Genomic DNA, 26,094 nt, shown 5'->3' on the forward strand with positions numbered 1-26,094 from the left:
CCGCCCATGCCCGTCCCCGTCCCGCGCGACCTGGCCCAACTGCCCTTCGCCCACCGGATGGAGCCGTTCGACGGCGGCCTCTACCGGGACGACACGTACGAGAACGTGCACTTCGAGGGCAGCAGCCTGGACGACGAGGACGGCGGCGGCAGCCGGTTCACCGAGTGCGCCTTCTCGGACGTGGCCGTCACCGGCGGCCGCTTCCGCCGCGCCCGCTTCGACGACGTCTGGTTCGACACGGTCCGCCTGGTCGGCACCGACCTGGCGGAGAGTAACTGGCTGGACGCCGAAGTCTCCGCGGGCCTCCTGGCCGGCCTGCAACTGCACGGCGTGCAGATGCGGCGCGTGGTCTTCCACAACTGCAAGTTCGACTCGGTCAACCTGCGCACCGCCGCGCTGCGCGACGTCGCCTTCGTCAACTGCCTGCTCCGCGACGTCGACCTGGCCGGCGCCACGCTGACCGGCGTCAGCTTCCCCGGCAGCAACCTCGACGGCATCCAGCTCGACAAGGCCACCCTGGCCAAGACCGACCTGCGCGACGCCACCGGCCTGCGCATCACCTCGGGCCTGACCGCACTCCGCGGCGCCACCATCAACCACCTGCAACTGATGGACCTGGCCCCGGCATTCGCCCAGGCCCTGGGGGTCACCGTGTCCTGACGCCCCGGGCGGAGGGTGTTTCGGCCAGGGCCGAAACAGCGTGACGGCGCGGGCACCCCGGCAGATCATGGACGCACCACCCCACGGTGGCCCGTGCAGCGGCGGCTCTGGGACGTGCCCGCCGACGGGGCCTGCGCGGGCGTGCGCGGGGCCGGCGCTCGGCAGTGGCGCCGGCCCCGCACTCCGTGCCGATAGGGTCGGCACCCCTCACCACGTGATCTTGGAGGCCCGGTGCGCCGTCGCGCGACGTCTACCGCGCGGCCGGCAGCAGTGCTGCTGGCCGCAATCGCGTTGGCCGGCACGGCATGTTCCGGCGACGACGGCACCTCGGCAGCGGGGCGTGCCGCCGACGCGACCACGTCCGGCGCCGCTTCGGCAGCGCCCGGCCCGGGGAACGCGCCAGGCCCCGGCAGCACCGCGCCCAGCCCGTCCGCCCCGGCCTCCCCGCGCGAACTCGTCTTCGGCACCGCCGTGCCGACCGGACCCAGGATCAAGGTGTCGGTCACGGACGAGCGGACCTGGCCGCAGGCCTGCGACCTGCTCACCGACGCCGAGCTGAAGGCCATCGTCCCGTGGGGCGGCCCGGTCGAACGCAGCCCGCTGGGCCCGGTCCAGCCCAAGCAAGCACCGCAGAACCTGCGCTACGTCTACTGCAACTACGCCTTCCACAACATCGAAGGCAGCACCGACGTGACCTCCAGCGTGGAGATCAAGCAGGACCTGTTCACCGACCAGGTCGGCACGTACTACACCCGCAACAAGACCTCCGCCGCCAAGCGCGACGGCTTCGAGGACTACGGCACCCGCCTCGGCATGCCCTGCTACCGCACGGGCGCCGAGATCGTCTGCCAAGGCAGGTACTCGCTGGTCTCCGCCAGCGGCCGCAGCCCCTTGGTCCCAGGCGACACCACGCAGGCGAAGCTGGCGTACTGGTGCGACAAGGTCATCGTCCAGGTCGTCCGCCAGCTGGCCGCCAAGCTCGGCTGACCCGCCGACGGCCTACCCGACGTCCTACCCGACGCCCTACTCGGGCAGCAGGTCGTTGACCTCCGGGTACGCGAGCGCATCCTCGAGCGATGCGTAAGTCCCCTCGGAGTACAGCTCCTTGGCCGCGCGCCGAGCGGCGGCGTACGCGGCCTGCGCCACGCCCGAACCGAGGCTGACGCGCGCCACCCCGAGCGCGCCGAGTTCGCCGACCGGCGGGGTCCCGGGCCCGGCCATGACGTTCAGCGGCACGGAGATCTCGGCGGCCAGCGCCGCGATCGTCGTGCTGTCGGCCACCCCGGGCACGAAGATGCCGTCCGCGCCTGCGTCCACGTACATGCGGGCCCGCTTCAGCGTCTCGGGCAGCCGCGTCTCCGGCTCCCCGAGCCCGAACAGGAACGTGTCGATCCGCGCGTTGACGAACAACTCCGCCCCGGCGCGCTCCACCGCCCGCCGCGCCGCCTCGATGCGGGACGCCAACTCGGCCGGGGGACGGGCCGCGTCCTCGATGTTGATGCCCACCGCGCCGGCCGCGACCACCCCGGCCACGGTCTCCGCGACCGCGTCCGGACCGTCCCCGAAGCCGCCCTCGATGTCCGCGGTCACCGGGACCGCCACCGCCGCGGCGATCCGCGCGATCAGGTCCAGCGCCCGGTCCCGGGCCAGCCGGTCCCCGTCCCGCGACCCGAGCGACCAGGCCACCCCGGCCGAGGTCGTCGCGATCGCGGCGGCCCCGGCGGCCTCGATCACCACGGCACTGCCGACATCCCAGGCATTGGCGAGCGCCAGCGGAGCGGACGGCGTGTGCAGCGAACGGAAGAGCCGAGCCTTCTCGGCGTGCGTCGTCATGCCTTCATTCGACCAGCAGCCGGCGGCGCGGCCTGGCGGAAATCGGACGTTGTCAGTACCGGGCCGGGATCCGTCCGGCACCGGGTCAGTGCTGGCGGATGACCGCTTCCTGGACGGCGTGCGCGACGAGGACGCCCTCGTGGTCGTAGAACTCGCCGATGGCGAAGCCGCGGGCGTCCTGCGCGGTGGGGGAGGCCTGCGCGAACAGCAGCCACTCGTCCGCGCGGAACGGGCGGTGGAACCACATCGCGTGGTCCAGTGACGCCATCTGCAGGTTCTGCGGGTCGGTGATGTGCGGCGCGGCCGCGGTGCCGGCCAGCGTGAGGTCGGACATGTACGCCATCGCGCAGACGTGCAGCAGCGGGTCGTCCGGCAGCTTCTCGGCGGCCTTCATCCACACGCGCTGGTGCGGGATGCCGTCGGTCAGGTGGGTGGGCGCGTCCCGGTCCTTGGGCACGAAGCGCAGGTCCATGACCAGGCGCGTCTGGGACACCTCGTAGTGGTCGCGGGCCTCGCGCGGCAGGCCTTCGTACGGGTCCGGGAGGTCCTCGGGGCGCGGCACGTCGGGCATCGCGCGGCGGTGCTCGGGGGTCTCCTCGGGCACCTTGAAGGACGCGGAGAGCGTGAAGATGGTCTCGCCGTTCTGCACCGCGACCACGCGGCGGGTGGTGAACGAGCGGCCGTCGCGGACCCGGTCGACCAGGTAGATGATCGGCGACGTGGTGCGGCCCGGGCGCAGGAAGTAGCTGTGCAGCGAGTGCACGTGCCGGTCCGAGACAACGGTGCGGCCCGCGGCGATCAGCGCCTGCGCGGCGACCTGCCCGCCGAAGGCGCGCAGCGGCGCCCCGGCGTGGCAGCAGCCGCGGAAGATGTTCTGCTCGATCTCGTCGAGGCTCAGCAGGTCGACGAAGCTCTCGGCGCGGCCGCCCGCGAAGGCCACCGGACGGTCCTCAGGAAGATCGCTCACCGGCTCATCGTGCCAGATGCCGGCCCCGGGAGCGATGGGCCGGCGCCCAAGGATCCCGGGCGCCGGCCGGTTCCGCGGCCCGCGGGCTTCAGCGGCCCGCGGGGACGGCGTCGAGGAAGGCCCGCACGACGGGGCCGGCGTCGCCCGCGCCGGAGGTGCCGCCCTGTACGACCACGGCCACCGCGATGTTCCCGCGGTACGCCACCATCCAGGCGTTGGTGCCCGCGCCCACCTCGGCGGTGCCGGTCTTGGCGCCGACCCCGTTCATGCCGGCGAAGACGCTCTTGGCGGTCCCGGTCGTCGCGCAGGCGACCATCATGTTGCGGATGTCGTCGCTGACCTTCTTGGTGAGCTTCCGCGGGGCGGTGTGGACCGGCCCGCCGCGTTCGGTGATCGGCTGCCGGAACTGCCCGGTGATCGCGGTCGCGGTCACCGAGGCCATCGTCATCGGGTTCATCTTGAGCTCGCCCTGGCCGAGCATCTGCGCGACCTTGTCCACGTCGCTCACGGCCGGCGGGACGACGCCGTCCGTGGTGGCGAGACCGGGCCTCACCGTCCAGGCATTGCTGTTGAGGCCGAAGTATTCGGTCGAGAACGCGGACAGCTCGGTGTTCGTGATCTTGTCCTGCAGCCCGACGAACGCGGTGTTGCAGGACATCGCGAAGTCGGTCTTGAAGGTCGCGCCGGGGTTGGCGTAGTCGTTCATGTTCTTCCACGGCTTGCCCGAGAACGCGGTCGCCGGGCAGGGCACCGGCGTGTTCGGGGTGACCGCGCCCTTGTTCAGCAGGAGCGCCGTGGTGACGATCTTGAAGGTGGAGCCGGGCGCGAGGTTGCCGGACAGCGACGTGGCCTGCTCGGTCACCGCGAGGATCTCGCCGTTGCGGATGTCCAGCGCGACGAGGGCGGCGTTGTTCCGGGCGGTGATCCGCTCGGCGGCGGCCTGCAAGGCAGGATCGATGGTCTTCGACCCGGGACCGGTCTCGGCCGCGCTCGGCGATGCGGACGCCGACGCGGAGGCGGACGGGGAGGCGCTCGGCGGCGCGGAGCTCGGCGCGGCCGTGCTCGGTGCCGCGGAGGGAAGCGGGTCCGGCGTGGGCGCCACGGTGGCCCCCGCCGTCGTGCGGTCGCTGCCGTCGTCCTCGGTCAGGGCCCGGAATCCGACGAGCCCGCCCACCGCGAGGACCGCGATCAGGACCAGTCCCAGCGCGGCGCCGAGTATGCCCTTGGTACCGCGTCTTTCCTCATGCATCATGCCGTCGAGTCCTGTTCCCCCGTGGCCGCGCACCACAGGGGCGACCGATCAGTTGTGTCCGGAAATCGGACCGCGATCGTAAGCCGCGGCTCCGGTCCCTGAGCACCCCCGAGTCCTTATGTGATCGGACCGATGCGCGATTGGGAGAACCCGTAACGCGGGCGCGCGCCGCGACGTCGCGGCGGCTTCCGGCCACCCGGGGGCCTCATCCGGCCAGCAGCGCCACCAGCCGCCGGACCTGGTCCTCGGCCCGCACCGCGAGCTTGCGGTACGTCTCGATCGGCTCGCCCAGCGGGTCGGCCAGCTCGTCGCCGGCCCGGCTCATCCGCCGCTCGTCGCGCAGCTTGTCGACGTCCGCGGCCCACTCGCGCAGCGACCGCCCGTCCCGCGGCCCCGCGTCCGCACCGAGCCGGGCCAGCTCGCCCAGCACGAACGACCGCTCCGCGGCCGCCGCGGAATGCGCCCCGACGCTCCACATGTGCTCGCGCGTCATGCCGAGCACCAGGTCCGCCTCGTCCAGCATCGCCGCGGTCATCTTGCGGCTGGTGTGGTCGTGCGCGGCGATCCCGTGCTCGCCCAGCACCTCCGCGCTCTCCGCGGTCATCCCGGCTTGGCCCCAGCCGATCGTGCCCGCCGACGCCACCGGCCAATCCGCAAGCCCCGCGGCCGCCAAGTGGTGCCGCAGCATCGCCTCGACCATCGGCGAACGGCAGATGTTCCCGGTGCAGATCACAAGAATCACGCGCGCCACCGTACTGCCCCTGCCCAGCCACTCCTGAGGGGGCGTCAGATCGACCGGCGAGCGTAGCTGCGGCCGTGGGGTGGCGGGGGTGGCGGGCGCCGGGCTGTGTACTCCCGCGGGAAGCTGCGGGGGTCGCTAACCTGTGGTGCGCACCGGGCCCTGCGCGGCCACGGGGCCGCGGTGTCCGGGCCGCGGCCGACGGGGGCGGGATCGGGGAGGTATGCGTGTTCGGCATCATCAGGCCGTGCCGGCATCGGCTGACGGAAGGCTTGCGGGACGCCTGGATGGCGCACCTGTGCGGGCTGTGCCTCGCGCTGCGCGACGACCACGGGCAGGCCGCGCGGGTGGCCACCAACTACGACGGGCTCATCATCTCGGTGCTCGTCGAGGCCCAGGCGGAGAGCGAGAGCGCGGCGGAGGGCCGGCGCAAGGCCGGGCCGTGTCCGCTGCGCGGCATGCGCACCGCGGAGGTGGCGCGCGGCGAAGGCGCCCGGCTGGCCGCCGCGGTGTCGCTGGTCCTCGCGTCCGCCAAGATGCGCGACCACGTCGAGGACCGGGACGGCGTCTTCGCCCGCAAGGGCGTCGCGGGCGGCGCGCGGCGGCTGGCCACGCGCTGGGCCCGGCAGGGCGAAGGGACCGGCCACGACGTCGGGTTCGACACCGCGGTCCTGACCGAGGCGGTCGGCAGGCAGGGCGAGATCGAGGCGCTTGCCGGTCCCGGCACGTCCGTGCTGGTGGTCACCGAGCCGACCGAGACGGCGACCGCGGCGGCCTTCGCGCACACCGCGGTCCTGGCCGGGCGGCCCGGGAATGCCGAGGCGCTGGCCGAGGCGGGCCGGTTGTTCGGCCGCCTCGCCCACCTGCTCGACGCCGTCGAGGACATCTGGGAGGACCGCGAATCCGGTTCCTGGAACCCGCTGCTCGCCACCGGGACCGGCCCGGAAGAGGCGTACCGGCTGTGCCGCGACGCCGCGCACGGCATCCGCCTCGCCCTGCGGGATGCGGACTTCACCGACCAGCGCCTGGTGCACACCCTCCTCGTGCACGAGGTCGAGGCGGCCGTCGACCGCACCTTCGAGCACGCCGGATTCCCCGTGAAGTCCCATGGCACGTCGTGCGCGGGGCACAAGAGCGGCGACAAGAAGGCGCACAAGCACGGCAAGCACGACAAGCACGACAAGAGCGGCAAGAAGGGCAACGACCTGCGGGCGGCGGTGTCGCGTGCGGACCTCGCGCCCAACGCGGGCCTCGCCGACGCCTCCGGCGCCGCCGGTCTCGTCCGGAACCAGGCCGCCCCGGCCGCCCCCGCCGCCTCGTGGCCGCAGCAGAGCCCGCCCGGATGGCAGCCGCCGCCGGCCGGCCCCGGCCAGAACCCGGGCCCGGGCAACCCGTTCGGCCCGGGCCACGGCGACCCGTGGAACCCGCCGCCCGGCGGAGGCGGCCCCGGCGGCAGCGGACGGCCCCCCGGCCGCCGCCACAACGTGTTCGCCGCGTGCCTCATCTGGGTCGGCCTCTGCTGCACCTGCCAGGCGTGCTGCCGCGAGGAGTTCACCGACCCCTGCACCGGCCAGCAGCGCCAGGGCCCGTGCAACAACTGCGGCAACTGCGACGGAAGTTGCTGCGAGTGCTGCAACTGCTGTGATTGCTGCGACGGTTGCGATTGCGGGTGCGACTGCGGCTGCTGACCGGTCCGCATCGGCGGGGCACAAGGCGATATCGCCTTGTGCCCCGTACTGCGTGGCGAGGTCAGGCGCCGGCCGGCTCCAGCCGGATGACGACGGACTTGGACGTGGGCGTGTTGCTGACCTCGGCCGTGCTGTCCAGCGGCACCAGCACGTTGGTCTCCGGGAAGTACGCCGCCGCACAGCCGCGCGCGGTCGGGTACGCCACCACCCGGAAGCCCGGCGCGCGCCGCTCGACGCCGTCCTTCCACTCGCTCACCAGGTCGACCATCTCCTCGTCCGCGAAACCCAGTTCGGCCAGGTCGGCAGGGTGCACGAACACCACGCGGCGGCCGGCCTTGATGCCGCGGTAGCGGTCGTCGAGGCCGTAGATGGTGGTGTTGTACTGGTCGTGCGAGCGGACCGTCTGCAGGATGAGCCGCCCGGCCGGCACCCGCAGCACCTCCAGGGCGTTCACCGTGAAGTTGGCCTTGCCGGTCGCGGTCGGGAAGCTCCGCTCGTCGCGCGGACCGTGCGGCAGGACGAAGCCGCCGGGCACCCGGACACGCCGGTTGAAGTCCGTGAAGCCCGGCACCACGCGCTCGATGCGCTCCCGGACCAGGTCGTAGTCGTCGCGGAACGCCCGCCACGGCACCTCGACCCGGTCGCCGAGGACGCGCTCGGCGAGACCGCACACGATGGCCACCTCCGAGCGCAGCTCCACCGACGCCGGCGCCAAGCGGCCGGTGGACGCGTGCACCGCGCTCATCGAGTCCTCGACGGTCACGAACTGCGCGCCGGTGGCCTGCACATCAGCCTCGGTACGGCCCAGCGTCGGCAGGATGAGGGCCCGCCGGCCGGTGACCGCGTGCGAGCGGTTCAGCTTGGTGGACACCTGCACGGTCAGCGCGGTGCGCCGCAGCGCCGCCTCGGTGGCGGCCGTGTCCGGGGTGGCGCCCACGAAGTTGCCGCCGACCGCCATGAACACCTTGACCCGGCCGTCGCGCATCGCCCGGATCGTGTCCACCACGTCGTGCCCGTGCTCGCGCGGTGCGGCGAAGCCGAACTCCGCGTCCAGCGCATCCAGGAAGGCCGCGGACGGCTTCTCGTAGATGCCCATCGTGCGGTCGCCCTGCACGTTGCTGTGCCCGCGCACCGGGCACACCCCCGCACCCGGGCGCCCGATGTTGCCGCGCAGCAGCAGGAAGTTGACCACCTCGCGGATGGTCGGCACCGAATTGCGGTGCTGCGTCAGGCCCATCGCCCAGCACACGATGATGCGCTCCGAACGCAGCACCTGGCCGTGGATGCGCTCGATCTGCTCGCGGCGCAGCCCGGTCGCCGCCAGCACGTCGTCCCAGTCCGTGCCGCGCACGTCGGCGGCGAACTCCTCGAACCCCGCCGAGTGTTCGTCGATGAACGAGCGGTCCAGGACGGTGCCGGGCGCGGCGTCCTCGGCCTCCAGGAGCAGGCGGTTCAGAGCCCGGAACAGCGCCAGGTCGCCGTTGAGCCGGATCTGCGCGTACTCGTCGGCGAGTGCGGTGCCGCTGCCCGCGATGCCGTTCGGGCGCTGCGGATTCTTGAACCGCATCAGCCCGGCCTCGGGCAGCGGGTTCACCGCGACGATGTGCGCCCCCGCGCGCTTGGCCTTCTCCAGCGCGCTCAGCATGCGCGGGTGGTTGGTGCCCGGGTTCTGCCCGACCACCAGGATCAGGTCGGCCTGGTGCATGTCCTCCAGCGACACGCTGCCCTTGCCGATGCCGATCGTCTCGGACAGCGCCGAACCGCTCGACTCGTGGCACATGTTCGAGCAGTCCGGCAGGTTGTTCGTACCGAACGCGCGCACGAACAACTGGTACAGGAAAGCGGCTTCGTTGCTGGTCCGGCCCGACGTGTAGAACGCCGCCTCGTCGGGGGAGTCCAGCGCGGCCAACTCCTCGGCGACGATGCCGAACGCGTCGTCCCAGCTCACCGGCGCATAGTGCGAGGCGCCCTCGGCCAGGTACATCGGGCTCGTGAGCCGGCCCTGCTGCCCCAGCCAGAAGTCGGTGCGCCCGGCGAGGTCCTCGACCGAGTGCGCGGCGAAGAACGCGGGCGTCACGCGGCGCAGCGTCGCCTCCTCGGCGACCGCCTTCGCGCCGTTCTCGCAGTACTCGCCGATCGGGCTGCGGTGGTCCCCCTCGGGCCAGGCGCAGCCCGGGCAGTCGAAGCCGTCCTTCTGGTTCACCTTCAGCAGCGTGAGCGCGGTCCGGCGCACCCCCATCTCGCGGCCCGCGTGCTTCAGCGTCGCCAGGACGGCGGGCACCCCGGCGGCGTAGCGCTTCGGCGCACTCACCGTCAGACCGCTGTCGTCGACGTCTGCGACCGGAGGCTTCGCGACCATGTGTGTGCCCGTTCTCTCGTGCTCGTTGCCGAGTACACGGTACGCCGTCACGCATCGAGCAGGCGGGCCCCCTGGGACACCGTGTCCAGGCTTTCCGTCAGCAACCGCCCGGGCGGCACGCCGAGGTCCGCGGTCAGCCGGTTGGTCGTCGCGCGCACCATCGCCTCGGAGCCGCTGATGAACACGTCGTGGTCGTGCCAGGACCCGTACGTGGCGATCACGTCCGGCAGCGTGCCGCGCGCCCCCTCGTACGACCGCTCGTCGGACACCGTCGGCACCACGTGCAGCCACGGGTACATCTCCGCCATCAGGTTCAGCGATGCGACGTCGTACAGCTCCGAGCTGTACCGGGCGCCGATGAAGACGTACGCCTCGTGCGCGAGCTGACGCTGCGCCATGTGCTCCACGAGCGCCTTGATCGGCGCCAGACCGGTACCCCCCGCGACGCACAGCGCCCGGCGCAGCGACTCGCCGCGCATCACCAGCGCCCCGCGTGCGGGCCCGAGTCTTATGTGGTCGCCCACCCGGGCACGGTGCACGAGGGCCTGGCTCACCCAGCCGGCGGGCAACGCCCGCACGTGCAGTTCCAGGAGGTTGTCGGGGCGCGGCGCGTTGGCGATCGAGTAGTGCCGCCATACCCGCGGCCACCACGGGGTCTCGACCGTCACATGCTGCCCGGGTCGGTAAGGGAGCAGCCGGTCCGGGGCCAGCGTGATGATCGCGATGTCCGAGCCGCGGCGCTCGTGCGCGATGATCTGGGCGTCCCACCAGGCCGGCGTGACGGCCGCGTCCTCGTCGGCGGCGCCGATCATCACCTCGGCCGCCCATGTGTACAGCGCCAGCCACGCATTGCGCGTCGCCGGGGTCCAGCGGTCGCGCGAGTAGCGGGCCAGCGCCCCGATCAGGGCCGCGCCGACCGCCCCGTAATGCTCGGACAGCACCCCGTACTTGCGGTGGTCGCGGCCCAGTTGGGCCAGGAACGCACGCTGCGACTCCGGGTCGTGGGCACTCGTGCCCAGGCGCAGCAGGGCGGCGAGCAGCCGGTCGCGCTGCGCGTCCATCATCGGCGGGAACATCGACCGCAGGTCGGGCCGGTCGATGAAGAGCAGGGCATAGAAGTGCGACACCAGGCTGTCCGCGGCGGGGGCGACGAGCGCCAGGCTCTCCTGGATCAGCCGCGGGCCGTCCGGGCCGAGCGGCCCGGGCGCAGGCCCGGCGGGCGGCCCGACCGGGGGTGGGGCAGGCGGGACTGGAGCGTTCATACATCGCACCCGGACAGCGTGAGCATGGCGGACCGCACCCTCATGGACTCGGAGCGTGACCGGCGGGTATCGGGCAAAAGCCGGACGCGAAGACGGAGTTCCCTGAAGGTTGACCGGCGCGGCGGACCGCGGCCGCGGGTTCGGGTGAAGTGGATCGCGGGGGGACGAGTCCGGCGTAACGTGGATCAGTTGCCCCGCCGGGGCGCGCGGGCGCACCCCGGCGGCGCGCGGCTCAGCCGGTGGTACGCCCGAACTCCGCCGCCACGAGCTGGTTCGCGGACACCGCCGCGGCCGCGGCGTCGGTACCGGACAGCACCGCCCGGCCGAACTCCACGAGCGGACGCTCCGACCAGCCCGGCGCCACCGGATAGGGGCGGCCCCCGGCGGCCGCCGCCCCCGCGGCGGCGCGCAGCATCGGGTTCGGGCCGGGCGCCGCCTGCGCCGCGGTCCGCGGCGACATCACCCGGCTGTCCGCCGCGACCCGGTCCCGCCACTCGTTGCCGGACAGCAGCGCGAGTACCTGGACGGCGGCCTGGACGTCCCGGCATTTGGCCGACACAGCCAGCGCCGTCCCGCGCACGCCCACCGCGCTCGGCCGGTCCACCGCCTGCCCCGGGATCGCGAACGCGCCCAGTTGCGAGGCCAGTCCCGAGTTCGCGGCGAGCGCCGCGCCGTGCAGCGACACCGACCCGATCACCGACGCGGTGTCCTCGCGGGCGAACATCTCGCCGATCTTCAGGTCCGCCTCGTCCAGGTCCTTGGCCTCCGGCGCGTACTGCTGCAGCTGCCGGAAGAAGCGCACCGCCTCGACCGAACCCGGCAGGTCGAACGCCCCGCGCCAGGAATCCCCTTCGCGCAGCGCCACGGATCCGCCCGCGTCCCACATCAGCGAGGCCAGCACCGGCCAGGCCTTGCCCGGCAGGCAGATGCTCCGGAACGACGGGTTGGCCGCGTAGTGCGCGCGCAACCGCTCCAGACCGTCGACCCACTCCTCGCGCGAGCGCGGCACCGCGACCCCGGCCGCGTTGTACATGCCCTGGTGGAACAGCACCACCGGCACGGACGCGGTCAGCGGCAGGGCGTACAGGCGTTCGCCGCTGCGCACCGTGCTGCGCAGCGCGGGCAGCCAGGTGTCGGCATCGAGCATGTCCTGATAGGGGGTCAGGTCCAGCAGGCGACCGGCGGCGATGTGGCCCGCCAGCGACAGTACGTCCACCTCGACGATGTCCGGTGCCGCGGCACCGCCGCCGAGCAGCGCGGCCGCGATCCGGTCCGCGGCCGAGGCGCGCGGGAGGATCTCGGGCACCGCCAGGCGCGTGTTCGCCGGCAGTTTGCCCTGCAGCGCCTCGGCCAGCAGCGGCGGATGCGCGGGGGCGAGCGAGCCTTCGAGGAACCACGTGCGCAGCTCGACGCCGGCCACCGTCGGCATCATGGACGGCTCCGCGGCCGGCGCGGTCCGCACCTTCTTGTCCGAACCGCCGTCGCCGCCCCAGAGCACCGCGCCCGTCGCGGCGCCGGCCAGCAGCGCGGCACCGCCCGCCACCCATGCCAGGAACCGGCGCCGTTCGGCGGGGTCGTGCGCGGGTCCGGCGGGCGCCCGGCGGGGGGCGGTGACCGGCTCGGCCTGCGGCATGCCGCCGGGGTCGCGGCGTGCCCTGCGCCCTTCGCGCGGCGGACGCCCGGGAGCGGCTCCGGCGGCCTCGGCAGCGGACTGACCGGACGGACCGGACGCCGTATCCGGACCGGAAGCACCGCCGGTCGCATCCGGCGGCGGCGCGGCGTGGCGTCCTGCGCCGCCCGGACGGCCGGGCAGGTCGGTGACGCCGGGCTGGGCGGACGCGGAGGCTCGCGGCGGCAGCGGCTCGTCGTCGTCGACGAGTTCGGCCTCGATGATCTCGTCGTCGACGATCTCGACAGGCTCGTCGGGCAGCGGGACGAAGATCCGGGCGGTCACCGGCTGCTCGTCGGCGGTGTCGGCGCCGCCGGTGCCGTCCACCGGCGGCGCGTCGGTCGGTGCGTCGGCGGGCGAGGCGGCGTGCGTGAGCGCCGCGGCCGGCCCGCCGAAGACCCGCGGTCCCGCGGGGGCCGCGGGGACCGGGGGAGCAGCGGGCCCGGCAGGCGTGGCGGGCACGCCGCCGGAGGCAGCGGTTCCCGGACGCACGGGTGTGTAGCCCGTGGACCCCGGCCCGCCCGGAGCCGGCGGAGCTTCGGCAGCTTCCGCAGCCGCGGGTGCGGCAGGTGAGGTCGGCGCGGCCGGCGCGCCGCCGGGGGCGGTCGTCCCGGGCCGCGCGGGCGTGTAGCCCGCGGACTCGGGCCCGCCCGGAGCCTCGGCACCTTGCGCAGCCGCGGGCGCGGTAGGGGCGACGCCGGGGGCGGTCGTCCCCGGGCGCACGGGCGTGTAGCGGGCGGCCCCCGGCCCACCCGGAGCCGGCGGAGCTTGCGTACGGCCCGCCGCCGCGCGCGCATCATCCGCCGCCGCGCTGCCAGTTGCCGGTCCGGTCGGCGAAGTCCCGCGGTGGGAATTTCCGTTCGCGGCTGCCGAGGGTTCGGGCGCCGGAGGCTGGGGCGGCATCGGCGGTACGGCGGCACTTCCACGCGGCGGAATCTGCCCGGCCGCAGGCGGCCCGGGCGGCATAGGCGGTACGGGAGCACCTCCGCGTGCGGGCGTCGGGCCCGGCGCCCCCGTTGCCTGTGCGGACGGCATGGGCGGCACACCGGCACCATCACGCGGCGGAATCTGCCCGGCCGCGGCGGCCGTTGCCCCCGCAGCCGATGCGGGCGGCATGGGCGGCACAGGCGGTGTCTGGACCGTGGGCGGCATCGGCGGCACCGGACCGCGCGGCCCGCCCGCGGCACCTTGCGTACCCGCCGCGCCCATTCCGCCCGCGCCGACTCCGGTCGCCGTCGCGCCGCGGAACGCATCCACCCGCTCCTGGCCCGAACGGGCATGCGGCACCTGGCCCGCGCTCGCGCTCGCGTGCGCCCACAGCGTCGCCGCGCGGTGCGCGACCTCGCCGGCCAGGTTGCCCGGCAGCCAGCCCGGACCGTCCAGTTCGCTGGCCGTGGCCATGTGGATCTGCGCGGCCGTGGGCCGGTCCGCCGGGTCCTTCGCCAGGCAGGCGGACGCCAACTCCCTTAGCCACGAGGGCAGCACGTCCAGTTCGGGAGCGTCCCGGAGAACCCGCTCGCCGACCTGCGGCGCGCTGTCGTCGCCGAACGGCCCGCACCCCGTGGCCGCGTACACCAGCACCGAGCCGAGCGAGAAGATGTCGGCAGCCGGACCCGCGACGCGGCCGTCCAGTTGCTCGGGGGCGCGGAACGCCGGTGCGGGCAGCACCGTTCCGGCGACCACGCCGGCATCGCTCACGGAAGGGCCGTCGGGGCTGCGCGCCACGCCCAGATCGACGATGCGCGGCCCGTCCGGGGCCAGCGACACCTGCGTCGGGCCCATCCGGCCGTGCGTGAGCCCGGCCGCGTGCAGCGCGTCGAGCGCGCCCGCGAGTCCCGCAGCCAGCGTGCGCACACTGTGCAGAGGCAGCGGGCCGTACTTCTCCACGGCCTCCTGCAGACCGGGCCCAGGGGAGTACGCGGTGGCCAGCCACAGCACCGGACCGCCGACTTCGGCGTCCACGACGGGGACCGCATAAGGATGGTCGACCCGGCGCGCGGCGGCCACCTCGCGCGCGAAGCGGGCGCGGAACGCGGCACTGCGGGACGGCACCGGCCGCACCGCCTTGAGCACGATCGGACGGCCCTCCGCGGTCGCGCCCAGGAAGACCTGCGCGGTCGCGCCCTCGCCGAGCACGGCGACCAGCCGGTGGCCGCCGATCTGCCGCGGATCGTCCTTGTGCAGGGGCCGCATCGCACTCCCTCGTTCGGCCCGGACCGCGGCGCCGCACGCCGCACCCGAGGTCGGGCCCCTATATGGAAACGGCGAGCACTCCTCCGAGCCGAGGAGTCCGCCCCACCGGACGGGCAGGAAGTCTGCCAGATGTCGAGCAGCCCTTTCGCACCATCGCCGACCTGCGCCGGGTCATCGCGCATTGACGCCCCGTCGTACCCGGCGGTAGCTCCGCTCACCGGTGCCGGGGCGCCTATCCCGCGCGGGATATGCCCGGGATCGCCCCTCCGCGGCGGCCGCGGGAGGCACCCCCCGCGGCCGCCGCGGACCGAGCGTCAAGGCACGGCAAAATGGCGGGAAGAGACTTCCGCGTACCGCGGTTCCGCGCGGTCAGCGCGCCCGGGGCAGGCCAAGGCGGTGCTCCGCGATGTTGTTGCGCTGGATCTCGCTGGTGCCGCCGTAGATCGTGGTGACCGGCGCGTCCCGGGCCGCGAGGTCGACGAACCCCCAGTCGGCGTCCGGGAGATCCGCGGCACCGCCGCCCGCCCCGTGCAGCGGCGAGAGCAGGCCCACCGCACCGGCCATCTCCTGGCAGGCCTCGGCGGCCCGGTTGTACGCCTCGCTCGCGTACAACTTCGCCACCGAGCCCTCGGTGGTGGGCAGGCGGCCCTGGCTGGCCAGGAGCGCGGGCCGCACCGCGAGGAGAGCGGTGATCTCGTTGTCGATCGCGATGCGCGCCAGCCGGCGCCGCACGCCCGGGTCGTCGATCAGCCGCGTGCCGTCACTGCGTTCGGCCGTCCCGGCCCACGCGGCGAACCGGCGCAGCAGCGTCACGCCCTGGTTCATGTTGCCGAACACGCCGCGCTCGTAGGCCAGCGCGACCTTCATGACGTCCCATCCGCCGTTCACCTCGCCGAGCCGCCAGCGGTCCGGCACCCGCACGTCGGTGAAGTACGTGATGTTGGTGCGGTCCCCGCCCATGGTGTCCACGGCCTGGAAGTCGATGCCCGGCAGGTCCATCGGCAGCAGGAACATCGTCAGGCCGCGGTGCTTGGGCAGATCCGGGTCGGTGCGCGTGAGCAGGATGACGTACCCGGCCTCGTGCACCAGGGTGGTGAACATCTTCTGCCCGTTGACCAGCCACACCTGCTCGTCCCCGGGGTGGCCCGGGATGCGCTCGGCGCGGGTGGCCGCGGCCGCGACGTCCGACCCCGAACCGGGCTCGGAGTACCCGAGCGCGGCGATCGCCTCGCCGCTGTGGAAGCGCGGCAGGACTTCGCTCATGTGGAAGTCGCTGCCGATCTGCTCGATGACGCCGGCCACCAGCATCGCGTTGGCCAGGCCGTAGAACGGCGCACCGGCGAGGCCCATCTCGTCGAACAGGACGTACAGTTCGAGCGGATCGCGGCCGGACTCGCGGCCCGCACCGGCCATGCCCTCGGCGATGATGCCGGTGGCGGCCAGCGCGCGGTGGAACTCCCAGTCGTGGAACGTCCCCGTGCGGTGCGCGCGTTCGACCATCTCGGCGGTGAGGTGGTCGGCGATGAAGCGGCGGATCGAGGCCCGGAACTCCTCGACGGACGCCTTGGGTGCGAAGTCCATCAGCGGGCCCCTCCTGTGCTCTGTCCGGCGCCGTCTCCCGCGCGCGGTCCCGTGCCCGGGCCGGCCGCCGGGCCGAACAGCCGGTCCGCCAGCCGCAGATACTCCTCGTCCGGGTCGCCCAGCACGAGCGGCCAGCCGCGGGCCCGGCGGAAGAACAACTGGATGTCGTACTCGAGCGTCACGCCGTAGCCGCCGTGGTAGTGCAGGGCTCGGTACGTGGTGTTCCGGGCGACCTCCGACGCGGCCAGGAACGCCATCGACGCCAGCCGCGCCGCGTCCGCCGCATCGCCCTCGTCGTCGGTCCAGGCGGCCCGCGCGGTGAGCAGCGTGATGCCGTCCAGCGGCGCCACCAGGTCGGCCAGGCCCTGCTGCACGGCCTGGAACGCGGCGATGGGCCGGTCGAACTGGCGGCGCTCCAACGTGTACGCGATGCCGATCTCCAGCGCCCGCGCGGCCAGTCCGGTCAGCGCGGCCGCGGTGGCCAGCTGCCAGTCGGTGCGCATCCGCGCGAACAGCGCGGCGGCGTCGGCGCCGGAGGCGAGCACGATGCGCTCGTGCACCCCGGGGCCGCGCAGCACGCGGTCGGCCAGCGGCGCGCAGGCGTGGTTCGGCGGCGCGGTCATCGGGGCGTCGGAACGCACCGCGACCAGGTCGCCGCCGTCCAGCCCGACCACCACGTCCGCGACCGCCCCGCCGGGCACCAGGCGCGTGGTGCCCTCGACGGCCGGGTGCAGCGCGGGGGCGGCGAGGACGTCGCCTTCCACCGCGTCCGCGAACCACGGCGCCCCGGCGCCGGCCGCAGTGCGGGCGAGTGTGCGGGTGGCGGCCAGGTGCTCGGCGAGCGGGACCGGGGCCAGCGTGCGGCCGGCCTCCTGCATGAGAAGGACCAGGTCGAGTGCGGTCGCGCCGCCGCCGCCCAGCTTCTCCGGCACCCCCATGCCGGGGGCTCCCGTCTCGCGGAGCCGGGCCCAGAGCGCGGGCGCGTACCCGAGCGGTTCGGCGTCGCGTACCACCGTGAGGGGACTGCGGTCCGCGAAGAATCTCGCGAACGCGTCCCGGACCGTCTTCTGGTCCGCCGTCAGTTCCAAGTCCACCTGTGCACCGTAGCGGGCGTCCCGAACGGTTGACATGGTCAAGCGCAGGTCAAGATCTCGATCGCGTGACATTACTGGCTGGTAGGTGACCGTATGCGCAGAGGCTGACAAGATCTCCACCGCGAGTGACATACCGGAAAGTAACGCGCCGGCGTTGGTCGGATCCGCTCGGTGATCCCGACGGTTTCCGCGGTCAGCGGTGCGTGAAGGGAGATCGGCTGTGCGTACGTTCCACCGCGTGGCGTTGGCGCTGGTGCTTCTGCTGGGAGTGGGGTTGATCGTCTTCCCGCTGGCGGACGGCCTGCCGAAGAAGACCCAGGGCGTCGACAACGTCCAGGACAGCTTCCGCGACGCGATGTCCAAGGAAGGCCTCAAGACCAGCCGCGAGGACCTGGTCACCATGCAGTTGATGCTCAAGCAGCTCAAGGCCGAGACCCTGCCGCAGCTGGGCTCTCGGATCGGCATGAACCCCGAGCAGACCTACGCGTTCCTCTCCGCCCGGTACGACAAGGTCGGCGCGGGCCTCAACCAGGTCGACACGATCATGCCGCGCTTCGACCACCTGGTCGCGGTGATGGAGGAGCAGGGACCGAACTTCCGCAAGGCGGACGAGATCCCGGACGCGCACCTGCCCAACACCGCGGTCACCTACCTGTTCCTGGTGCCGGGCGTGCTGCTCACGGTGGTCGGTGCCGCGGGTCTGTTCTTCTCGTTCCGCGGCGGCCGCACCGCCGTTCCCACCGTCGCGCTGAGCGTGGCGCTCGCGGTGGGCGTGCTGATGGTCGGCGGCACGCTGGCCACCGACGAGATCGGCAAGACGCAGGCCGCCGAGAAGATGTTCGACGCGTTCCGCCCGACGTTCAGCGAGCAGGGCTACAAGCAGGCGCGCACCGACATGGACATCCTCGAGGGGATGGCCACGCAGATGCAGCAGCAGGTCGTCCCGGACCTGGCGAAGATCGCCGGCAAGTCGCCCGAGGAGTACTCGGCCGGCCTGTCCTCGGACTTCAAGGACGTCGGCAAGGGCCTCGTCGAACTCCCGCGCATCCTGACCCGCTTCGACGGGATGGTCGAGGACATCGGCAAGAACATCGGCAGCTTCAAGGACGCGGACAGCATCCCGACCGCGAGCAAGCCGGTCAGCCAGGTCCCGTACTACCTGCTGATCCCGGGCATCGTGCTGATCCTGGTCCCCGGTGCCGCGCTGCTGTTCGGCCGCCGCAGCGGCAACGAGGGAACGGCGTCGGCGCCGGTCTCCGCGGCTCCGCAGACCAGCTCGGTGTAGTTCCGAAGTTCCCTCTGCGAAGGGCCTGTACGGGCCCGCAGCAGGCGCCCACGGGCGGTCCCGCGTCTCACGCGGGGCCGCCCGTTCGCTTTGCCGGAGGAAGGCCGCCAGGCCGCTTCCGCGGCCTCTCGCGCGTTCCGTACACCCTGCGCACACCGTCCGCGCGATTGCGTCCTGCCAAGCACGGTGTGTGACGGGCGCTACTCATTCGCAAAACGGAAATCTCCGGGAAAACGCTGTCGATTTGCCGCGTGCACCCTTAAGATGCACGTGCATCCGAGGGGTGCAGCTGCATAAATCGAGACTGCACGTGCATCTGGTCTTGCACCCGCCGTGCGCATCGACATAATGAACAGGGTGCACGCGCGAAGTAAGCGCGTGGATACGCATCGACGGGCCGGTTCGATTCGCGGGAGGCAAGACGGTGGTCGTCAGGTCCCACCGCTGCACCGGAGCGGGCCCGGTGCGCTTACGAGGGACGCGGGGGTCGCGTCCGGGTCGGCCGCCCGCCCGGAGGTGCGTATGACCGCCGTCAGTGCCGCGGGATTCTCCGTGGCGACCCTTTTCCGCATGGAGCTGCCGGGTGAGGATGCCCCGGCCGCCGAGCGCGGAGCCGTCACCGACATCGCCGTGCGGGCGCTCGCGCCGCAGCGCGCCTCGGTGAAGGCCGCGCGGGATTTCGCCCAGGACACGCTGGCCAGCTGGGGAGCCGCCCCGCTGTCCGACGATCTCTCGCTCGTGGTGTCCGAACTGGTCACCAACGCGCTGTGCCACGGCGTGGGCGGCGGTCCGGCGGCCGGGGCCGATGCGGACTCCGACGCCGGGCCGGCCGGCCACCCCGTGCAGCTCGCCCTGCTGCGCAAGGGCGCCCGGGTGATGTGCGCGGTCCAGGACCCGGGGGCCGGCCTGCCCGCCCCGCAGGACCTGGGCGACGGCGCCGAGACCGGCCGCGGCCTGCATATCGTGGAATGCTTCAGCAGTTCTTGGGGCTGGTTTCCGCTGACCGGCATGCCGGGCCGCACCGGGAAAGTCGTGTGGGCGATGTTCCAGATACCCGGGCAATAGCCGGAGATATTTTTCACGTACTTCGCAGGGCGGCAACCTCAGGGTGCCGCCCTGCGTATGCAGAACGACCGGACGCGATTGCCCTCCGGATATTCGGCATTCCTGTACGCCACGGCGCGAGAACACTCCTCCGGAATGTCCGGAATTTCCCGCCCGGCTTGGGTGATTTGCCGCCGCATGATCGTTGTGAACGATTTCCGCCGCATCGTACGGGCAATTCTTAAGCGATTCTTAGGTGCTCCCTGTAATGCTGGATATAGGGCGTCCCGAGCTTGTGTGGCGGTGTGTGGGCGTGCGCTATCATCACTTCGTACGCTGCATTTGCATGGTCAGATGCACGTGCAGATACAAGTGGCAGGGGACACGGCGAACGGCGCCGGGGCATGCGGGAACCTTCCCGGGCCTACGGTGCCGGGCGCGACGAACGGCACAGGTCGTACCACCGGGGGTGGGCAATCGTCGCCGGTTCGCCCGGCAAGAGGTCCAGGAGACATGTCATGCACGGAACGCACAACGGGATGCCGGCCGGGTCTTTGCACGGGGTGACGTGGCAGAAGAGCCGGCGCAGCAACTCGCAGGGCAACTGCGTCGAGATGGCCGCGCTGCCCGACGGGGACATAGCCGTGCGCAACTCGCGGTTCCCGGAAGGGCCCGCCCTCATCTACACCCGCGCCGAGATCGTCGCGCTCATCCTGGGCGCCAAGGACGGCGATTTCGACAACCTCATCGCCTGACCCCGGAACGACCAAGGGCCGCGCCGGAGGAAATCCGGTGCGGCCCGCGCCTGTCAGGTCTCCTTGAGGATCCTGGCCAGCAGGTCGACGCTGCGATCGGGCGGCAGGCCGTCGACGCTCAGCCGCTCCATCACCTCGGTGTACTGGTCGACGTCGTCGCGCTTGTCCAGGTAGAGCGCACTGGTCAGCTGCTCGAGGTAGACCACGTCGGGCAGGTCCGGCTCCGGGAACCGCAGCAAGGTGAACGGCCCGCCCTCGGCGGCATGCGCGCCGAACCGGAACGGCATCACCTGGATCGTCACGTGCGGATCGGCCGCCGAGTCGATCAGATGCTGGATCTGGCCGCGCATGACGTCGCGGCCCCCTATCGGCCGGCGCAGCGCCGCCTCGTCCAGCACCGCCCAGAGCCGCGGCGGCTTGTCCCGGTCCAGGATGAGCTGGCGCTGGGTCCGCAGGCCCACGCGGCGCTCCACCTCGGCCGGGGTCGCGGTCGGCTGGCCTGCGACGATGACCGCCCGGGCGTAGTCCGCGGTCTGCAACAGGCCCGGTACGAATTGCACTTCGTAGGTACGGATGACCGACGCCGCTTCCTCCAGGCCGACGTACACCTGGAACCAGCTCGGCAGGATGTCACCGTAACTGTGCCACCAGCCCGTGGCGTTCGCCTCCCGGGTAAGGTTCAGCAGAGCTTCACGCTCCGTCTCGTCCGTCACGCCGTACATCGTCAGCAGGTCCGCCACATCGCGGTCTTTGAAGCTGACACGGCCCAGCTCCATTCGACTGATCTTCGATTCGGAGGCGCGGATCTCATACCCAGCCTCCTCGCGCGAAATGCCTTTGGCCTCGCGGAGTCGGCGGAGCTGGGAACCGAGGAGAATACGGCGAACCGTCGAGCCGCTCCCCGGCTGCGCTGTGGGCATACGTCCTACCTCCGGCAGAATGGACCAGCGCATAGTATGACAGCGCCATCTCGCGTGTCCCCGAAACGCTGAACCATCGGTTGCTTCACGCCATCTTGCTACGTACCTGGATCACCGTGCGGGATCACGGAGCTGACGGTGTGTCGGACTGTGGACTGGTGCGTACCGGACTGTGAGACCCGCAAGGGCCTGCAAAGGTTGTGCCGGACAAACGTGAACGCATGTCGATCCCCTGCGGACATGTGCGGAACGGACTGCCGAGCCCCGTCCACCCGGGCCCACCCCGCGAATTCCCCACCACGGCGCGCAGCCGCAAGCCGACACCGTACCGCGAGCCGCCCGCCGGTAACCACACGTGTGACCTGACGGAAATAGCCGGTGGATCAAACGTGCGACGGCTCCGGTGGTGATCCGTCCGGAGATCGCCCGGAGATCGCCGGGTGTTCCGTCCGATGATCCGTTTGGTCGTCCGCCGGCCATCCGTCCGGTCATCTGTCGGACCGCGGCCCTACGTTGCCGGGCATGTCGTCCAGCGTGTACTCCTTCACTTATCTGCGGTCCTCGGCACTGCACACCGGCGCGGGCGGGCCGTCGCTCGCCCTCGAGACGAGCGGCGGGCTCACGTCGCACGGACTCGCGCCGTTCCCACGCTTCTTCGCCGGATTCCTCACCGCCCCTGAGGCCGCGGCCGGCAGCCTCCTCGCGGTCGCCGATGTCGCCGCCACGCGCTACTGGCAGCCGCTGCGCCGCGCTTCGCTCGACCCCGTGGTGACCGGCAGCGGCGACCGGCTGCGCTTCGAGTCGTTCAGCGGCTGCGGCGGCGTGTACGCCCGCCTGGACGTGCTGCCGGCCGGCATCGACGGCGACATGCTCGGCACCGGCACCACCAACGTCGACGTGAACGCGCCGCTGCGCGAAGCCCTCGCCATGGTCGGCGGAAGCGACCCGCTGCACATGGCCGTCGGCCCCGACGACGTCACCGTCACCACCTTCGACGGCCCGGTGGTGGAGAAGAAGGTGCCGCTGCCCGACCGCTGGCTGCGCGGCTTCGCCGAGGTCCAGGTGATCGCCGCCCGCTTCGACCTGCGCGCCGAACTCACCGCCGTGGAAGCCGTCCGCTTCCTGCGCTCGCTGCCGAGGAACACCCGGCAGACGCTGTGGGTCCGCCCGCAGGGCCGTACGCTGCGCACCGCCCCCGGCCCGTCCGCCGGCGCGGTCTGCATCGCGGGCCCGGACCGGCTGCGCGCCCTGGCCCGCGTCCTGCGGCACGCCAAGGCACTTCGTGTGTACGGCCCGCCCGTCGGCGCCGCGGCCGGACCGGCCGCCTCCGCGTGGGAGGTCGAACTCCCCGGCATGCGCCTGACGCTCACCCTCTCGCCTGACGCCACCCGCGGCTTCTCCGGCGAAGGCGCGGTCCTCGGCGACCTGGCCACCGACGAGGCGGCCGCCGACGCCGACCTGGTCTCCGCACTGCTCGCCTGGGAACCGCGCATCGACGTCGGCGACCTCGCGCGCGATGCGGGCCTGACCGCCGAGCGGGTACGGGCCGCACTGGCACGCCTGGGCACCTCGGGGCGGATCGGCTACGACGTCTCCGAGGCCGCCTACTTCCACCGGGAACTCCCGTACGACACCGGCAAAGCCGAGCGCATGAACCCGCGCCTGCGCGGCGCGCACGCCCTGGTCGACGACGGCTGCGTGCTGCCGGACGGCACGGCGGCGGCCCGCGTCGTGAGCGGCCCCACGACCTATCAAGTGCGCCTCGCCGGAGACGGCTCGTGCACCTGCGAATGGTGGGCCAAGCACCGCGGCGGACGCGGGCCCTGCAAGCATGTACTCGCCGCACAGATAGTACGGAGGCGCACGCAGCCCGCAGCTGCCGCTGCTGCACCTGCCGTTCCCGCGCAGCTTGGTGCCGAGGCCGAGGACGCCTGATGAGCGACACGATCCACACGACCGCCACGACCGCCATGACGAAGACGACGGACACGAGCGGGGGCAGGCCCGAACTCACTTGGGAGGCCCTGCAAGAAGCCGCCCGGACGTCCGGAATCGGCGGCGCCGTCGCGCTGATCGGACAATACGGCGAGACCGAGCGGCGCGCACTGGCCCCGGTCCTCAAGGCCGCCGCCAAAGACCTGCGCCAGGAACCCTGGGACTCCGACTGGCAGCGCCGCGCCAAGCGCCGCACCCTCCTCAAGGTCTGCGGCGCGGCCTGCCTCGGCGGACCGGCCGGCATCGTCCAGTGGCTCCTGCGCGCCGACTTCCGCTGGGGTGGGCAGTCGAACCCGCGCAAGCACATCGCCGCCGCACTCGCCCTGCGTCCTGCCGAATGGCTGCCGGACATCGCCGAGCGGCTTGCCGGCCGCCTCGGCGACACCACGACGACGGAGGACTGGCAGGTCGTCGACGACTTGTGCCGGGAACTCGGACTGGGCCCCGCGGAGGGGGACGGCTACACCATCGGCTGGCTCACCGCCCTCGAACGCGACAGCGCCAACGACTCCCTGGCGTACAAGATGACCGCCGACCCCTATACCCCGGTCATGGTGCCGCGCCTGTTCACGGCAGACGTCCTCGGCCGCCGGATAGGAGCCACCTCCTCCTGGGAGGAGACTCACCCCGGACGCAGTTGGCCCAAGGCCCTGCGGGCCGTCTCCGATGCGGGACTGGTGCCGCGCGGCTCTCTGCTGGACACCGTGCTGTCGCGGCTGCTCCGCGGCGGCCCCGCACCCGACGTCCGCGGGTTCCTCGGCGTCCTGCTCGCCCTCGACATGACCGACGACGAAGCCGCCGAGCGGACGGGCGTGCTGCTGCGCCTCCTCCCTGATGCGCTCGGCGTCGTCGCGGCTTTGGCACAGGCCAAGTTGCGGCGCCTGGACGAGGCGGGACGGCTGACCGCCGAGCAGGTCGCCGAGGCCACCCGGTCGGTGCTTTTCCGGCCCGAGAAGAAGTTGGTCCGCACGCAGTTCACCTGGCTCGACAAGGCGGTGAGGCAGCACGCGGACCATGCAGGGGAACTCCTCGCGGCCGCGGCCACCGTCTTCGCCCAGGGCGACGGCGAAATGGACGAGCGGGCCATGAAGTCGTTCGCGAAGCACCTGCCCAAGCTGGCCGAGCCCCAGGCGATGCACGTCCGGGCCGAACTGCGGGCTGCCCTGGACACGTTGGGGGAGCCTGCGCGCAGCCAGGCCGCGGATTTGCTCGGCGAGGACCCGTCGGCGATGCCGCCGGAGGACGACGGGTTCGTCCTCCCGCCTTTCGTCCCGCGCGAACTCCCGCCCGAGATCGGGTCGGCCGCCGAACTCGCCGAGGAGATCGCCGCGCTGCTCTCCGCGGCCCGCTCCCGCGGCTGGTCCGGCGCGGACGTCCCGGTCGATCCTTGGGCACTGGAGCGGGTGGTGGACGCGCTGCTGCGCGAGTCGGCCCGGGACCGCGAAGCCCTGGTGTCCGCACTCGCACCGGTGGCCGAGCGCTACGAGGTCACGGCCCGGGTCACCTGGCGCGGTTCGGCCGTCTTCGAGACCGAGGATTCCGTCCACGCCATGGTCGCCGCGGTCTGCCAGGAAGAGGAACGCAAAGGCTGGTTCCGCAGGTTGCTCGGCGACGACGGCACCCCGGCGTTCGACAAGTCGACCGTCGGACCGCAGCGTGCGCTGCTGAGCCGCCTGTACGAGGTGGCCCGGCGCCTCCGCACCCCGCATGCGAGCGGCGATCCGTACCTCGCCCGCCCGGCGACCGCGTCCGGCTGCGTCGACCCGGCCGCGCTGGTCGACGGGCTGGAGGAGTACGAGGCCGCCGGGCGCGTCCCGTGGCCCTGCGACCTCGAACAGGCCCTGCTGCGGCTGCCCCGGGACATCGACCCGGACGTCGTGGCCCGAGCGGACAAGCTGGGGTCCAAGGCCGGGAAGTGGGCCGCGGAGGTCCTGGCGGCAGGCGGGATGGCGGCACCCGACATCTCCTTGTATCCGCTGCCGCGACCGCGCCCTCTGCGAGGTACCGAGGACGCGACGTGGTCCGAGCGCCAATACGCCGACGCCCGGGGGCTTGCCGTGATTGCCGGGGCGCCGGCCGCGTTCGAGAACGGTGTCCTGGCACCGGCGCTGTGCGCGTTGGCGAATCCGGTCGAGGCCAATAGGGCTGCGGACTGGTGGACATGCCAGGACGACGTCGCGTCCTGGGCGCTGCTGGCGCCCGCGCACCGCGACGTGGTCGCCGCGTGGGCGGTGATGCCGCTGGCCCTTGCGGCCGAGAATGACTCGGGCGGCGCCGAGATCCTGCCGCTGCTGGCCGAGGCCGACGGCCCGATCGGGCCCGGCATGCGGCTGGCGCTCGCCTACGGCCTCGGGGCGCGGACTCCCGAGGATCGTGCGTACGCCGCCGACGCCTACCTCACCCTCGCCGCCCGCGACGACGGGACGTGGGACGCCTTCGAACTGGGCCGCACGCTGGCCGGCCTGATCCACACCGGCCTCGTGAAGCCCAACCGCCTGGCGGATTCGCTCAAGCAGGTCGTCGGGGCGGGCGCGTACGCGGCGACGTGGCAGCTGATGACGGGGCTGCTGCCGGAGCTGATCCCGGGCGGCGACTGCGTCCCGGCCGGCACCCGCCCGAACGCGGTGCTGGGGGACTTGCTGGGCCTGGCCGCGGACTGCGCGTCGCGCACGCACGGTTCCGGCACCGTTGCGGGCCTGGCGCAGTTCGCGGCAGCCAAGGGCAGCTCGCGCGCGGTGACCGCGGCCCGAAGGCTCCACCAGGTCCTGGGGGCACCGACCGCCTGAATGCCGACGCGG

The 26,094-nt window shown here is 72.9% G+C and carries 18 protein-coding genes; 8 read left to right on the forward strand and 10 right to left on the reverse strand.

Going from position 1 to position 26,094, the window contains the following annotated elements; genetic code table 11:
- Nucleotides 1-6 precede the first annotated feature (6 nt).
- Both LZ495_RS12200 and LZ495_RS12205 read left to right on the forward strand, forming a co-directional pair.
- Nucleotides 7-660 (forward strand): pentapeptide repeat-containing protein, encoded by a 654-nt coding sequence (locus tag LZ495_RS12200; RefSeq protein ID WP_235052139.1) that lies wholly within the window; start codon nucleotides 7-9, stop codon nucleotides 658-660.
- Between the two features lie 270 nt (nucleotides 661-930).
- On the forward strand, nucleotides 931-1,647 hold the full coding sequence (locus tag LZ495_RS12205) for a hypothetical protein (protein ID WP_235052140.1): 717 nt from the start codon (nucleotides 931-933) through the stop codon (nucleotides 1,645-1,647).
- A 36-nt stretch (nucleotides 1,648-1,683) separates the two neighbouring features.
- Here the strand turns inward: LZ495_RS12205 and LZ495_RS12210 are convergent, their stop codons facing one another.
- From LZ495_RS12210 to LZ495_RS12225, 4 genes are all read right to left on the reverse strand, one after another.
- Complete coding sequence (locus LZ495_RS12210; RefSeq protein ID WP_235052141.1) at nucleotides 1,684-2,493, reverse strand: isocitrate lyase/PEP mutase family protein; 810 nt, start codon at nucleotides 2,491-2,493, stop codon at nucleotides 1,684-1,686.
- Nucleotides 2,494-2,578: 85 nt separating this feature from the next.
- The gene (locus LZ495_RS12215; RefSeq protein WP_235052142.1) at nucleotides 2,579-3,460 is read right to left on the reverse strand and encodes an acyl-CoA thioesterase; all 882 of its coding nucleotides are present in this window, start codon (nucleotides 3,458-3,460) and stop codon (nucleotides 2,579-2,581) included.
- An 88-nt stretch (nucleotides 3,461-3,548) separates the two neighbouring features.
- Nucleotides 3,549-4,712: a penicillin-binding transpeptidase domain-containing protein gene (locus tag LZ495_RS12220; protein ID WP_235052143.1), complete on the reverse strand. Its 1,164-nt coding sequence runs from the start codon at nucleotides 4,710-4,712 to the stop codon at nucleotides 3,549-3,551.
- Nucleotides 4,713-4,917: 205 nt separating this feature from the next.
- Nucleotides 4,918-5,454 (reverse strand): arsenate reductase/protein-tyrosine-phosphatase family protein, encoded by a 537-nt coding sequence (locus LZ495_RS12225; protein ID WP_235052144.1) that lies wholly within the window; start codon nucleotides 5,452-5,454, stop codon nucleotides 4,918-4,920.
- Between the two features lie 224 nt (nucleotides 5,455-5,678).
- On the opposite strand from LZ495_RS12225, the gene LZ495_RS12230 reads away from it, so the two are divergent.
- Complete coding sequence (locus tag LZ495_RS12230; RefSeq protein WP_235052145.1) at nucleotides 5,679-7,139, forward strand: DUF5685 family protein; 1,461 nt, start codon at nucleotides 5,679-5,681, stop codon at nucleotides 7,137-7,139.
- Between the two features lie 61 nt (nucleotides 7,140-7,200).
- On the opposite strand, the gene LZ495_RS12235 is transcribed toward LZ495_RS12230, so the two are convergent.
- From LZ495_RS12235 to LZ495_RS12255, 5 genes are all read right to left on the reverse strand, one after another.
- A complete protein-coding gene (locus LZ495_RS12235; protein ID WP_235052146.1) occupies nucleotides 7,201-9,498 on the reverse strand; it encodes an FdhF/YdeP family oxidoreductase in 2,298 nt (765 codons plus the stop codon).
- Nucleotides 9,499-9,545: 47 nt separating this feature from the next.
- Nucleotides 9,546-10,760, reverse strand: a complete 1,215-nt coding sequence (locus LZ495_RS12240; protein ID WP_235052147.1) for a globin domain-containing protein — start codon at nucleotides 10,758-10,760, stop codon at nucleotides 9,546-9,548.
- Nucleotides 10,761-10,992: 232 nt separating this feature from the next.
- Complete coding sequence (locus LZ495_RS12245) at nucleotides 10,993-14,622, reverse strand: serine/threonine-protein kinase (RefSeq protein ID WP_235052148.1); 3,630 nt, start codon at nucleotides 14,620-14,622, stop codon at nucleotides 10,993-10,995.
- 369 nt (nucleotides 14,623-14,991) lie between these two features.
- Complete coding sequence (locus LZ495_RS12250; protein ID WP_235052149.1) at nucleotides 14,992-16,203, reverse strand: acyl-CoA dehydrogenase family protein; 1,212 nt, start codon at nucleotides 16,201-16,203, stop codon at nucleotides 14,992-14,994.
- Nucleotides 16,203-17,297, reverse strand: a complete 1,095-nt coding sequence (locus LZ495_RS12255) for an acyl-CoA dehydrogenase family protein (protein WP_235052150.1) — start codon at nucleotides 17,295-17,297, stop codon at nucleotides 16,203-16,205. Before LZ495_RS12255 ends, LZ495_RS12250 begins: the two co-directional genes overlap by 1 nt.
- Before the next feature lie 220 nt (nucleotides 17,298-17,517).
- Between LZ495_RS12255 and LZ495_RS12260 the strand changes: the two genes are divergently transcribed.
- The 3 genes from LZ495_RS12260 (at nucleotide 17,518) to LZ495_RS12270 (ending at nucleotide 20,381) form a co-directional block, all read left to right on the forward strand.
- Nucleotides 17,518-18,582 (forward strand): hypothetical protein, encoded by a 1,065-nt coding sequence (locus LZ495_RS12260; RefSeq protein ID WP_235052151.1) that lies wholly within the window; start codon nucleotides 17,518-17,520, stop codon nucleotides 18,580-18,582.
- 522 nt (nucleotides 18,583-19,104) lie between these two features.
- Nucleotides 19,105-19,647, forward strand: coding sequence for an ATP-binding protein (locus LZ495_RS12265; RefSeq protein ID WP_235052152.1), 543 nt, complete (start codon nucleotides 19,105-19,107; stop codon nucleotides 19,645-19,647).
- Nucleotides 19,648-20,144: 497 nt separating this feature from the next.
- Nucleotides 20,145-20,381, forward strand: coding sequence for a DUF397 domain-containing protein (locus LZ495_RS12270; protein ID WP_235052153.1), 237 nt, complete (start codon nucleotides 20,145-20,147; stop codon nucleotides 20,379-20,381).
- 53 nt (nucleotides 20,382-20,434) lie between these two features.
- Here the strand turns inward: LZ495_RS12270 and LZ495_RS12275 are convergent, their stop codons facing one another.
- Nucleotides 20,435-21,301 carry a Sco1979 family transcriptional regulator gene (locus LZ495_RS12275; protein WP_235052154.1) on the reverse strand — a complete coding sequence of 289 codons (867 nt, stop codon included), beginning with the start codon at nucleotides 21,299-21,301 and terminating at the stop codon, nucleotides 20,435-20,437.
- 522 nt (nucleotides 21,302-21,823) lie between these two features.
- Here LZ495_RS12275 and LZ495_RS12280 point away from each other — a divergent pair.
- Nucleotides 21,824-23,236, forward strand: coding sequence for an SWIM zinc finger family protein (locus tag LZ495_RS12280; RefSeq protein ID WP_235052155.1), 1,413 nt, complete (start codon nucleotides 21,824-21,826; stop codon nucleotides 23,234-23,236).
- Nucleotides 23,236-26,082, forward strand: a complete 2,847-nt coding sequence (locus LZ495_RS12285) for a DUF6493 family protein (RefSeq protein WP_235052156.1) — start codon at nucleotides 23,236-23,238, stop codon at nucleotides 26,080-26,082. Before LZ495_RS12280 ends, LZ495_RS12285 begins: the two co-directional genes overlap by 1 nt.
- The last annotated feature ends 12 nt before the right edge of the window (nucleotides 26,083-26,094 follow it).

The sequence above is a fragment of the Yinghuangia soli genome (assembly GCF_021502675.1).
GTDB classification, from domain to species: Bacteria; Actinomycetota; Actinomycetes; order Streptomycetales; family Streptomycetaceae; genus Yinghuangia; species Yinghuangia soli.

What these genes read in the sequence shown, in the direction of transcription:
- LZ495_RS12275 (WP_235052154.1), bottom strand. Translation starts at nt 21,301, where the DNA reads ATGCCCACAGCGCAGCCGGGGAGCGGCTCGACGGTTCGCCGTATTCTC.
- LZ495_RS12280 (WP_235052155.1), top strand. Translation starts at nt 21,824, where the DNA reads ATGTCGTCCAGCGTGTACTCCTTCACTTATCTGCGGTCCTCGGCACTG.
- LZ495_RS12265 (WP_235052152.1), top strand. Translation starts at nt 19,105, where the DNA reads ATGACCGCCGTCAGTGCCGCGGGATTCTCCGTGGCGACCCTTTTCCGC.
- LZ495_RS12200 (WP_235052139.1), top strand. Translation starts at nt 7, where the DNA reads ATGCCCGTCCCCGTCCCGCGCGACCTGGCCCAACTGCCCTTCGCCCAC.
- LZ495_RS12220 (WP_235052143.1), bottom strand. Translation starts at nt 4,712, where the DNA reads ATGATGCATGAGGAAAGACGCGGTACCAAGGGCATACTCGGCGCCGCG.
- LZ495_RS12235 (WP_235052146.1), bottom strand. Translation starts at nt 9,498, where the DNA reads ATGGTCGCGAAGCCTCCGGTCGCAGACGTCGACGACAGCGGTCTGACG.
- LZ495_RS12285 (WP_235052156.1), top strand. Translation starts at nt 23,236, where the DNA reads ATGAGCGACACGATCCACACGACCGCCACGACCGCCATGACGAAGACG.
- LZ495_RS12210 (WP_235052141.1), bottom strand. Translation starts at nt 2,493, where the DNA reads ATGACGACGCACGCCGAGAAGGCTCGGCTCTTCCGTTCGCTGCACACG.
- LZ495_RS12250 (WP_235052149.1), bottom strand. Translation starts at nt 16,203, where the DNA reads ATGGACTTCGCACCCAAGGCGTCCGTCGAGGAGTTCCGGGCCTCGATC.
- LZ495_RS12270 (WP_235052153.1), top strand. Translation starts at nt 20,145, where the DNA reads ATGCACGGAACGCACAACGGGATGCCGGCCGGGTCTTTGCACGGGGTG.
- LZ495_RS12245 (WP_235052148.1), bottom strand. Translation starts at nt 14,622, where the DNA reads ATGCGGCCCCTGCACAAGGACGATCCGCGGCAGATCGGCGGCCACCGG.
- LZ495_RS12240 (WP_235052147.1), bottom strand. Translation starts at nt 10,760, where the DNA reads ATGAACGCTCCAGTCCCGCCTGCCCCACCCCCGGTCGGGCCGCCCGCC.